This is a genomic window from Shouchella miscanthi, assembly GCF_007725405.1.
Lineage (GTDB): Bacteria > Bacillota > Bacilli > Bacillales > Bacillaceae_D > Shouchella > Shouchella hunanensis.
Map to the genome: position 1 here is coordinate 2,237,855 of NZ_CP042163.1, position 10,891 is coordinate 2,248,745.

At 40.5% G+C, this 10,891-nt stretch carries 14 protein-coding genes; 5 read left to right on the forward strand and 9 right to left on the reverse strand.

What is annotated here, in order from left to right; genetic code table 11:
• Positions 1-81: 81 nt before the first annotated feature.
• Positions 82-807, forward strand: a complete 726-nt coding sequence (locus FPV17_RS11200; RefSeq protein WP_035397927.1) for a metallophosphoesterase family protein — start codon at positions 82-84, stop codon at positions 805-807.
• A gap of 49 nt (positions 808-856) precedes the next feature.
• On the opposite strand, the gene FPV17_RS11205 is transcribed toward FPV17_RS11200, so the two are convergent.
• From FPV17_RS11205 to ilvA, 6 genes are read right to left on the reverse strand one after another with little or no spacing between them, the layout of a single operon-like run.
• Positions 857-1,264: a TlpA disulfide reductase family protein gene (locus FPV17_RS11205; protein WP_186370608.1), complete on the reverse strand. Its 408-nt coding sequence runs from the start codon at positions 1,262-1,264 to the stop codon at positions 857-859.
• 43 nt (positions 1,265-1,307) lie between these two features.
• On the reverse strand, positions 1,308-1,739 hold the full coding sequence (locus FPV17_RS11210; RefSeq protein WP_035397929.1) for a BrxA/BrxB family bacilliredoxin: 432 nt from the start codon (positions 1,737-1,739) through the stop codon (positions 1,308-1,310).
• Positions 1,723-2,052: a thioredoxin family protein gene (locus FPV17_RS11215; RefSeq protein ID WP_035397931.1), complete on the reverse strand. Its 330-nt coding sequence runs from the start codon at positions 2,050-2,052 to the stop codon at positions 1,723-1,725. Before FPV17_RS11215 ends, FPV17_RS11210 begins: the two co-directional genes overlap by 17 nt.
• Positions 2,045-2,986 (reverse strand): ribonuclease Z, encoded by a 942-nt coding sequence (gene rnz, locus FPV17_RS11220; RefSeq protein ID WP_144559046.1) that lies wholly within the window; start codon positions 2,984-2,986, stop codon positions 2,045-2,047. The genes FPV17_RS11215 and rnz overlap by 8 nt, the downstream gene beginning before the upstream one ends.
• A gap of 3 nt (positions 2,987-2,989) precedes the next feature.
• Positions 2,990-3,514 carry a type 1 glutamine amidotransferase domain-containing protein gene (locus FPV17_RS11225; RefSeq protein ID WP_035397932.1) on the reverse strand — a complete coding sequence of 175 codons (525 nt, stop codon included), beginning with the start codon at positions 3,512-3,514 and terminating at the stop codon, positions 2,990-2,992.
• Positions 3,515-3,535: 21 nt separating this feature from the next.
• Positions 3,536-4,780 carry a threonine ammonia-lyase IlvA gene (gene ilvA / locus FPV17_RS11230; protein ID WP_144559047.1) on the reverse strand — a complete coding sequence of 415 codons (1,245 nt, stop codon included), beginning with the start codon at positions 4,778-4,780 and terminating at the stop codon, positions 3,536-3,538.
• A gap of 195 nt (positions 4,781-4,975) precedes the next feature.
• Between ilvA and FPV17_RS11235 the strand changes: the two genes are divergently transcribed.
• Positions 4,976-5,173 (forward strand): hypothetical protein, encoded by a 198-nt coding sequence (locus FPV17_RS11235; RefSeq protein WP_035397935.1) that lies wholly within the window; start codon positions 4,976-4,978, stop codon positions 5,171-5,173.
• Between the two features lie 59 nt (positions 5,174-5,232).
• On the opposite strand, the gene FPV17_RS11240 is transcribed toward FPV17_RS11235, so the two are convergent.
• Positions 5,233-5,616 (reverse strand): YppE family protein, encoded by a 384-nt coding sequence (locus tag FPV17_RS11240; RefSeq protein WP_035397936.1) that lies wholly within the window; start codon positions 5,614-5,616, stop codon positions 5,233-5,235.
• Between the two features lie 42 nt (positions 5,617-5,658).
• Positions 5,659-6,183, reverse strand: a complete 525-nt coding sequence (gene racA, locus FPV17_RS11245) for a chromosome-anchoring protein RacA (RefSeq protein ID WP_035397938.1) — start codon at positions 6,181-6,183, stop codon at positions 5,659-5,661.
• 184 nt (positions 6,184-6,367) lie between these two features.
• Between racA and FPV17_RS11250 the strand changes: the two genes are divergently transcribed.
• On the forward strand, positions 6,368-6,478 hold the full coding sequence (locus FPV17_RS11250) for a hypothetical protein (protein ID WP_035397941.1): 111 nt from the start codon (positions 6,368-6,370) through the stop codon (positions 6,476-6,478).
• Between the two features lie 29 nt (positions 6,479-6,507).
• Here the strand turns inward: FPV17_RS11250 and FPV17_RS11255 are convergent, their stop codons facing one another.
• On the reverse strand, positions 6,508-7,410 hold the full coding sequence (locus tag FPV17_RS11255) for a DUF2515 family protein (RefSeq protein ID WP_144559049.1): 903 nt from the start codon (positions 7,408-7,410) through the stop codon (positions 6,508-6,510).
• Positions 7,411-7,572: 162 nt separating this feature from the next.
• Between FPV17_RS11255 and recU the strand changes: the two genes are divergently transcribed.
• A complete protein-coding gene (recU, locus tag FPV17_RS11260; RefSeq protein ID WP_144559050.1) occupies positions 7,573-8,172 on the forward strand; it encodes a Holliday junction resolvase RecU in 600 nt (199 codons plus the stop codon).
• 20 nt (positions 8,173-8,192) lie between these two features.
• Positions 8,193-10,886, forward strand: coding sequence for a penicillin-binding protein 1A (locus FPV17_RS11265; RefSeq protein ID WP_144559051.1), 2,694 nt, complete (start codon positions 8,193-8,195; stop codon positions 10,884-10,886).
• Positions 10,887-10,891 lie beyond the last annotated feature (5 nt).

Consider the following 10,891-nt stretch of genomic DNA (forward strand, 5'->3'; position numbering starts at 1 on the left):
AGTCGAACGCCTCTCTCTATCATTCTAGTTCCCTAACTACTGGTCCATCTGTTACAATACAAGAAAGGAGGCTTCATAACGATGAGATTTGCTTTTTTATCAGATATCCATGGTAATGCAACAGCTTTGGAAGCGGTTTTAAATGACTTGCAAGGACAACAGATTGATCAGATTTACATACTTGGTGACCTTTGTTTTAGAGGTCCTGAACCAAAGCGTGTGCTTGAGCTTGTTCAAGGCTCTGGAGCAAAAGTTCTAAAAGGCAACGCAGATGAATGGTTAATTCGAGGATTTAAAGACGGAGAAATCCCGAAGGAACGTCTTGAACTGTTTCAAAAAGAGAGAGACTGGACGTTAAGCCGTTTAGATCAAGAAGATCTTGACTACTTAAAAAACCTTCCAACAGAGTTTCTTATTGACGATGGGCAAGATTTAATCGTTCACGCCTTTCACGCAACACCAGCTAGTTTATTTGATGCAGTCCCAGTTGATGACTCTGCTAAAATTGAAAATGACATTATGATTCGCGATGAAGCAGATATTTACATTTATGGACATACGCATCATCCTTATATTCGGAGTATCCACGGCAAAAATGTTGTTAACACTGGTTCAGTAGGGATGCCTTTCGATGGTCATCCACTCTCTTCCTATGTCATTATTGATATCGAAGACGGGAATCATTCCATTCAATTAAAACGTGTTCCGTACAACCGAGAGCATGTTGTAGAAATTTATAAGCAAAGCGGCTATCCGAACATTGAAGAAATGGGTGCCGTTGTCTACTACGCAGTTCAGCCAAAATAAAACAAGAATAGACTTAGCTTTCCTTTTATGGACAAGCTAAGTCTATTTTTTAAACAATGGTTGTTAAACTAGCCATAATGGAGGCCATCGAAGTATTTTCTCCGAACGTATTCGTAACGCGTAGTTCTTTATTTAACAATACAGTTGTTGGTACCCCTTCACAGCCAAACTGATCGTAAACAGTTGTTCCTTCATCTTTTAGCACGAGGAACTGGTGATTGTGCTGTTTGAGCCACTCTTGCAAATCGACTTCACCTTCACGCCCTGTTACATTGATAGTAACAAAACAAAGTTGATTCTCGTCCATCGTTTGATAGAGCGGTCTTTTAGCAGCTAGATCTTTATAAGAATCTGGGCACCAAGACGTCCAAAAGGTGAGCATGACTGGACGCCCGTTTGCCTCTTTTTTCAATTCCCAACGATCTCCAGTACGTAATTCGTTTAATTCGAAATTCATAAAAACACCTCTAAGAAAAAAACGTTCTCTGTAAAAAGAACGTTTAACAATGTTCGTTGTATGCTGTCGCCAAGTTACGAATAATGGCTTCAGGTTCTGCTCCTTCGATCTCTTCTCTAGGAATAAAATGAACCACTTCATTTCCTTTTAGCAATGCCATTGAAGGAGATGATGGCGCATACTCTGGAAACTTCGAGCGCATCTGCGCTGTCGCGTCCCGGTCTTGACCTGCAAATACGGTAACAAGTTGGTCAGGTGTTCGATCATGTTTTAATGAATAAATTGCTGATGGACGTGCAAGTCCTGCCGCACAACCACAAACTGAGTTGATAAACACAAGGGTTGTTCCTTCTGCATCAGCCATAAACGCATCCACTTCATCAACTGTTTTTAATTCTTCAAAGCCAGCGTCCGTTAATTCTTTCCGCATCGGTAAAACGACTTGGCGCATATATTCTTCATATGCTGTTGACATTAGTAGTAACCTCCTTTAAATGGTGCTGCAAATCGATAACAGATTTAAATTGATACGATAAGCGCCTATTTCTTCCATCTTTATAATAAATCATCGCTGGTACACTTTCAATTCGATTGCTCATCGCAAATTCAGGCGCTAGCTGTAGATTAAGTTTTAAAATAGGTTGCGTAAACTCTTGAAGGCTCTCAACAACGTGAAGCATTTGTTCTGCCACTTGACACGTACCACAAAATGGTGAGGAAACATAAACCCAACCTGTCCAGTTCTGTTGTAGGCGCTTGTTAAGCTCCACAATGGAAGTTTCAATCATGAGTTGTTAATTCACCTTTCTTAGATAAGTTCAATACAAGCATATCTTCTGCCACAATAACTGAAGAGAATGCAGCCTTAGCCTCCTGAAGATAAAACAGTTCATTTTGGGCATAACGTGATGAGATGTGGGTTAAAACAAGGTGTTTTACACCGGCCGAAGTCGCTAACTTTGCCACATCTTCAATAGTTGAATGTCCAAAGTCACCTGCATGGGCTTGATGATCGGAAGCAAATGTTGCTTCATGAACAAGTACATCGGCTTCTTTTGCCTGTACACTCACTTCCTCCACAGGGGCCGTATCTCCACAAATAACGACCGTTCTACCTTTTATCGGTTCCTCAACGTATCGGGAGCCGTCAAGCCACTCTCCATTTTCAAGCTGTACATGCTCACCCTTTTTAATTGCCGCATACAAAGGTCCAGGGGAGATGCCTTTTTCGCGTAATGCTTCTACATTCAGCTTGCCAGGCTTTGCTTTTTCTTCTATACGGAAGCCAAAACTTTGAACCGGGTGTTGTAAGGAAAACACCGAAATGGCACAGTCTTCGTGTTCAAATTGACAAGAACCAGCTAATTCAACAATCGTAAACGGGTATTTTAAAACCGTATTCGTTGCCGCTAAAGAGTGCTCAATATACGCTTTAATCCCTTTCGGGCCATATATCGTTAATGGAGTCTTCCCACCTTGAAAAGAACGACTACTTAACAATCCAGGCAATCCATACACGTGATCACCGTGAAGATGGCTTATAAAAATTGTCGAAATTGCCGGTATTGACAATGCTGAGTGAAGAAATTGGTGCTGTGTTGCTTCTCCACAATCGAATAACCAAACGCCTCTTTTTTGTTCTAAAAACCGTAAAGCAAGTGCACTAACGTTTCGTTTTTTTGCCGGAACACCTGCCCCTGTTCCTAAAAAATGAAATTCCATCGTTTACTGTTCCGCCAACTTATCCGCAAATGCTTTAGCATAGGGTGGCAAATCCGGCGGTCGTCTGCTTGAGATAATATGGCCATCACCGATAACAGCCGTATCGTGCCACGTAGCTCCTGCATTCACCATATCGTCTTTAATGCCTGGAGTGCTTGTCACATTTCTCCCTTGTAAAATATTAGCAGAGATTAATACCCAGCCAGCATGGCAAATTTGTCCGATTGGCTTTTGATCTTGATCCATTTCCTTGACAATGGATAGCAACGTTTCATAGCGACGTAACTTGTCTGGTGCCCATCCACCTGGAATCAAGATACCGTCATATTGGGAAGCTTGCACTTCATCAAATGCGTACGCCGCAGTTGCCGGCACTCCATATTTACCGATATATGTCTTTCCTTTTTCTTGTCCAACAAGATCGACAATGGCGCCTTCTTCTTGTAAGCGGAGAATCGGATACCAAAGTTCTAAGTCTTCAAATTCTTCATCTACCGCGGCTATAATCTTCTTTCCTTTTAACCTCATATTGTCACCTCTTCTTACCATTTAAATTAATAATGAAAATAGACTTTCATTTTTATTTACTTCTTCGTAACCGAACCCTAGCTCGTCCATTCGCTGAATAAGCCCCTCATAATCTTTATTCGATTTTAATTCTATACCGATTAACACCGGTCCGCTTGACTTATTATTTTTCTTTGTATATTCAAAACGAGTAATATCGTCTTCAGGTCCAAGTACATAAAGAATGAATTCTTTTAATGCTCCGGCTCGTTGAGGAAACTCAATAATAAAGTAATGCTGTAGTCCTTCATATACGAGGGAACGTTCACGTATTTCTTCCATACGGCCAATATCGTTATTTCCCCCACTGACTACGCAAACGACAGATTTCCCTTTTATTTTATCAGCATAAAGATCAAGAGCTGCAATTGGCATCGCTCCAGCAGGCTCGGCAACAATCGCATTTTCATTGTACAGTTTTAGAATCGTCGTACAGATTTTTCCTTCGGGGACTAAAATAATATCATCTAAATACTGTTTACAGATGTTGTACGTTTTCTCACCGACACGCTTTACCGCAGCTCCATCTACAAACTTATTAATTTCAGGAAGCTCTACTACACCACCTTGCTTAATCGCTTCCTTCATAGATGCGGCGCCAGCTGGCTCACAGCCAATCATTTTTGTGGCTGGACTAATGCTTTTAATATATGTAGAAATGCCACTAATCAATCCGCCACCGCCAATAGATGAAAAGATATAATCAGGGGTTTCTTCCATATCATTTAATATCTCCAAACCAACCGTTCCTTGCCCAGCAATAATATGGTCTTGATCAAATGGATGAATAAACGCCAAATTATGCTCGTCACGGTAACGCATGGCCTCTGCATAGGAATCATCAAATGTATCGCCCGTTAATCGAACATCAACATAATCTCTGCCGAAAAATTCTACTTGCGCGACTTTTTGCTTCGGCGTTGTTGACGGCATAAAAATGACACCTTTAATTTTTAATGCTTGGCAAGAATACGCAACACCTTGGGCATGATTTCCTGCACTTGCACATACAACACCAGCGTCTAATTCTTCTTTTGAAAGCGAAGAAATTTGGTAATACGCCCCTCGAATTTTAAAGGAACGGACGACTTGAAGGTCTTCGCGTTTTAAATACACCGTACAGCCGTATCGCTCTGAAAGCACTTGATCCTTTTGCAATGGCGTATGAGTAATAATGTCTTTAAGCATTTGATTTGCTCGAATAATATCTTGTAGGGTTGTCGCCATTCTACTACGTCCTTTCAGCTTAAACATTTACACATAAAATACATCTTATAATGAAATAATCTTACCATAGTGTCGTTCAAATAGAAATGGAATAGTGCGCTTGCACAAGGAGCCGTCATCTTTTATAATAAGAAGTGTGAACGTTTGCACGTCCTATACATAGTTAAAAACCGTCAATAAAAAGGAGGTTATGTCGTGTTCAAAAAAAGCATTGTTGCTCTTATTATGATTGCTATTTTATCTGTTCTTGTCTATGAACCAACTGCTTTAGCTGCCGCTGCAGAGGCTAGTGAAGGCGATAGTCCGGATACGATGTTACGATGGACGCTAAATATACTGTCTATTGCTACTCTAGGATTTTTATCGTATTTAATTATTTTTGACCGTAATTAATCCAATTAAGCGATCTTAATTGGATTTTTTAGCGCAAAAAACCATCCGACTAACGATCGTTAGTCGGATGGTTTTGTTGTCTGCGCTAGCTTAATTTCTTCTAAAACCGTATCCAGCACAAACGTAACAGATTTAAACGTCTCTCGTTGTCTTCTCATGCCAGAGGATGGATAAAAAGACTTTATAGCGACAACATCTAAGTTTTCAACAGTTTGTTCAACTTGGCTCACATGGACAAGCTTTGTATAATGCTGCATAAGAAACGGCTTCACTAAGCTCGCCCATTCTTGTGCCAGCGGCTGCACTTGATCAGCAAAGGGCTTTACTTTCCCATAAAAATCAACTTCATAATTAGAATCCTTTTTTACAACGTTTATATAAAACGCTTCTGCCTCTTTCGTAAGCGCACGTAGCGCTTCTGTGGTCTGTTTTAACCTATCCATTCGTAACACCTCGACTGTTAGTGTAGCAAGGAATAACGAATTTTAAAAGCTAAAAAAAGACAAAATGGCTTTCCATGTCCGATGGGGATAGCGCCTTGGCTCTTTATACGACCTACCAGTATCATCGTTCTCTTGTTGATAGCGCTCTTCCATTTGTATTAAGCGATTTTCAAGCCGATCCAATACTTTCATCATATCGTCTAGTTCTGAGCGATGCTTTAAAAGCTGATAGCTAACAACATCATCTGCTTTCGTCTCTAATCGTTGCTCTAGAACGTGAACTTGTTGGTACATTTGCTCTAATTTTGCATCATATTGCTTTTTTGGAACCGATGGGATACGCTTTTCTTTCTCTTGCTTAGAATCAAGTGAAATGTCTTTTAACTTCTTCCCTGCTCGTAATTGTTCCTGTATGGCGCGAAATAATGGTAAATGTTCATCTGTATATAAGAAATGTCCCTGTTCATTCACATCGCACGAAATTTTAAAGAACTTTGTCCAGCGTTGAATGGTCGTTGGATTGACGCCTAGCTCCATTGATACTTCCTTTGTTTTATAGCTCGCCATGTTCGGTTCACTCCTCAACATATTATCGTTGCTATACACATTCTCTCTTCACTTTGTTATTCCTACAAGGCTGACAAAACTAGTTTTCATTCAACAAAGATTGTAGGAATCCGTTTTATCCGCATTTATTCGACGGATAATTTGCGATTTGTTGCCTCATACTGTTGCTAAGGGGGTGATTTTGTTGAAAGAGAAAAAACAACGACAAAAAGAATCAAAGAAAACAACGAAAAGAGAGCATACTACTTCGGAATTAGACAAAAAACTTGGTGGTCCAAATCGACCAGCGGAATAAATAAAAAAAGCTGTTTCACACAGCTTTTTTTATTTGTCTTTCTTTAGCCAGTTCAAACAAGCCAATTCCATTTGTGCAATGTATGGGTTAATTGTTTTGGGCTTACATACTTCTAAAGGCGTAAAAAGCCGCTCCACTTTCTCCGGTTGCCGCGATTCATACCAATCAGTTGGCTCAACGTTAGCATGTGAACAACGTGGATAAACAACACGAATGGGCAAACTTTTTTTCACAGCACCATAATCCCCTCTTGAGCCAGTCGGTTCTACTTCATCCATAAATTGATGAAATTGATACTGTAGCGTTGGATGATACAGTAGATGTGCTAATCGTTTCCCTAGTTCAATTCTTTTTATCGGATTTGCAAAGTCTTTAACGCATTCACCATACATTGTTTTCCTCGTACATGGCATTTGCGGAAAAAGAACATGGCTAAAATGAAGGTAAGACTCCATTTTATATAAAGCCGATTGAAAAAATGCTTCTACTTTTGACCGTTGAAACAAGTGCTCCTCTACCATCATTTGTTCATTAATAATGAGTGCATTCATAAGACGCCATTCATCTTTTTCTTCAATAAACCGATTCCATTCTCGTAGCATGAATAAAGAAACACCATATTCCTGTAGTGGTAACACATTCCACTTCCCAGTTCGTTTATATTTTTCGTACGTCAGTAGCTGAGGATAGGCGTCTCGAAAAATAAGCCAGTTTGCCCGTTCATAAATCCAAGCAATGTTCTGACGTGTTGAACGAGTCAATAAAGACTGAAATGGTTCAGTTGTTAAATCCGTTAAATTCCAGCCTGCATTACGAGACACCATCCCTGCTAAACGTGCCCAACGTATTTCTGGATGCTTACGTCCAAATTGCTCATACGCCTTTGTTCGTGCTATATTGTCAACATTAAAAGTAGCTACTCGTCGATCCATTTCATGTTTTCCCTCATTTTTTCATTAATTTTTCAACAGATCGCGTGTTCTCTTCCGTTACTTTTTTCCATTGTATGTTAAACTATAGATTGGCTTACTAATTACCTTTCCTCGATCTCTTTAAAACCATGCGAACAATTTTACCGGGAAGGTTGTGAGAACTTGTCAATTCAATATCCTAATGGGAAACGCTATCGAACAAGAACAAAACAAGAAATAAATAAGCCAAGTGCCTCTATTGCTTATGGTGGAAGAGGAATGTCTTTTGAAGCGGACATCGATGAATCGAATCAATTTTACTTAATGAAAGAAAAAGCAGTCATTCATAAAAAACCTACGCCAATTCAAATTGTTCAAGTGGATTACCCAAAGCGAAGTGCAGCGGTTATTAAAGAGGCCTATTTTAAACAAGCGTCTACCACCGATTATAATGGCGTATATAAAGGTCGTTACATTGATTTTGAAGCAAAGGAGACAAAAAATAAGACGTCATTCCCTTTGCAAAATATCCATTCACATCAAGTCGATCATATGCGAACGGTTGTTCAACAACATGGAATTTGCTTTTTATTGATCCGGTTTTTCTATACGAAAGAAGTCTACTTGCTCGATGCAACCATGCTGATTTCTTTTTATGATAACCAAAAAGAGCGAAAGTCTATAAAAAAAGCAGATATTGAAACATACGGTCATATTGTTCATACAGGATATCAGCCATTTGTTGATTATTTACGAACGGTCGATGAACTCTATATTAAGTAAGCATCAAAGGGGAGAAAAAGATGGCAGATGAATACAAATCACGCCAAGAGCGAAAAACTGCGCAAACAACAAGTAAAAAAAGTAAAAAGTCAGCTGGAAACGGTGGAAATGGAGGCAATAAGCCAAAAAGGTCATTGCTAAAGAAAATGGTGCTTGCCTGTCTTATTTTGTTCGGTGTCGGCTTAATTGGTGGCGGTGTTGCCGTCGGCGTTATTCTTGCAAACGCACCTGACATTGAAAGAGAAAAGTTACTGCTTCCTCAATCCTTACAAGTACATGATATGGATGATGAGCTTGTGTTCACGTTAACCGGCGGTGAGAATCGTATTAATGCAGACATTAACGACATGCCTGATCACCTTCAAAACGCATTTTTAGCGATTGAAGACCATCGCTTTCGTGACCACTTCGGTGTTGACGTCCGCCGTTTAGGTGGAGCCGTACTTGCCAATCTTCGAGAAGGGTTTGGTGCAGAAGGTGGTTCTACCATTACACAGCAGTTAGTGAAGAACTTATTCCTTTCACAAGATAAACAGTTAACAAGAAAAATTCAAGAAGCGTATTTAGCGATACAGCTTGAACGAATGTACTCAAAAGACGAGATCTTAGAGATGTACTTAAATCAAATTAACTTAGGCCCATCTGCAGGGTACGGAGTTCAGCTTGCTGCTGAAGCTTATTTCGGGAAAGATGACTTACAAGACTTAACGATTGCAGACGCTGCTGTACTCGCTGCTATTCCGCAACGACCACGTGACTTTGACCCTGTAAGAAATCCAGAAACAAATGAACAGCGTCGTAACGTCGTTATTGACCGAATGGAACGGGAAGGGTTTATTTCAGCTGAAGAAGCTGAAGAAGCACGCAACACAGATATAAATGATCAAATCAATTATACCGAAACAGAAAACTCAGGTTGGTATACATTTTATGATGAAGTGTTAAAAGAGCTTGACGACCTTGGGTTTACAACCGATGAGATTTACCATTCAGGTTTAAAAGTGTATACAACACTCGACACTGAAGCACAGGACTTGGTAGACGCTGTCTTAAAATCTGGTGAGTATGAAGGGTTACCGTTTCCAGACAACGAAGACTTTCGTGTTGGCGTCACTTTACTTGATACGAAATCAGGTGCTGTTCGGGCTATGGGAAATGGAACAGAAGAAAATGATGCCCGGGTAAACAACTACGCTTCTATTCAAACGAATCATGGCTCGGTTATGAAGCCACTACTTGGCTACGGACCGGTTATTGAAGAAGAACAATGGTCAACTGGTCATATTATTGCCGATGAGCCTTATAACTATGAAGTTGATGGCTCTCCTGTCAGAAATTATGATAATCAATTTAGAGGCAATATGCGCATGCGGCAAGCATTAGCCGATTCACGAAACATCCCTGCTGTAAAAGCACTAAATGAAGTTGGACCAGATGCAGCTTTTGAGTTTTTGGAACGAATGTTTACGCCTAACTCTAACGGTAATAATGAATCCGGTGTTCTTGGGACAGCAGAAGGATCGACAAAAGAAATTGCCGCAGCATATGCTGCCTTCGGAAACAACGGTGCTTATACTGATCCGTACACGATTCGTAAAATCGTCTATCCAGATGGACGCGAAATTGACGTTCAGCCTGAAACAGAACAAGTAATGGAAGACTACACTGGTTATATGGTTACGGATATGTTGAAATCAGTGATGACAGATGGAACCGGTACAAGTGCACAAGTGCCAAATGTGCCCATTGCTGGAAAAACTGGTACAGCAAACTTTACCAATGATGAATTTGCCAACCTTAATGTAGCACCAGGTGATGGAGCATTCCCCGCCTCTGCTTTTACTGGTTACAGTACTGAATATACATTGTCTACTTGGATTGGCTTTACCGATCGACGTGGAGATAATTATTTAACAAACGACCACAATCAAATTACGCGTACTATTTTCCGCCATATTATGACGGGAGTCCACCAAGGGGTTCAAGCATCTGACTTTACAATGCCAGATTCGGTGGAACGTATTAGCGTTGAACGTGGAACAGGACAGTTACCAAGTGCAGGTACACCAAGTAGCGAAATTGTCTCTGAGTTATTCGTGCGTGGAACAGGACCTTCTCAAGTATCGGAAGAGTTTGCCCAAGATATTCCTGACCCAAGCGGACTTGATTACAGTTACGATGAAGACGCTGGCACACTAACCTTCTCTTGGTCCTACCCTGCTGATTTATTAGATGATGTTGAGTTTGAAACCTCTATTAGTTCAGGTTCATTAGATGTTTCACCAGATTCGTTAACTGCTACTGTTAGCGGCGTAAGTCCAGGAAGCTATACCTTTAGCATCCGTGCCCGAGCAACTGACGGAACGAGTGGTGCCAGTTCCTCGGTTTCAATAACCGCTACAATTGAAGACGAAGAAGAGAATGAAGAGGAAGAAGAAATTGAAGAGGAAGAAGAAATCGAAGAGGAACCACCAGAAGAAGAAGAGCCATCTCAAGATGAAGATAGTAATGGCGATGACACGAACGGTGAAAACGACAATGGTTCAACAGATGATGACTCTTCTAATGATGACTCTTCTAATGAAGACTCTTCCCCAGATGATGGTTCAAGCGATGGTGACGATACAGGTTCTGGAGAGCCAGCTGATCCTGGGAACGAAACGGGTGATACGGATTCAAACACTGACCAACAAGATACAAATGAAGATGATTAAGAATA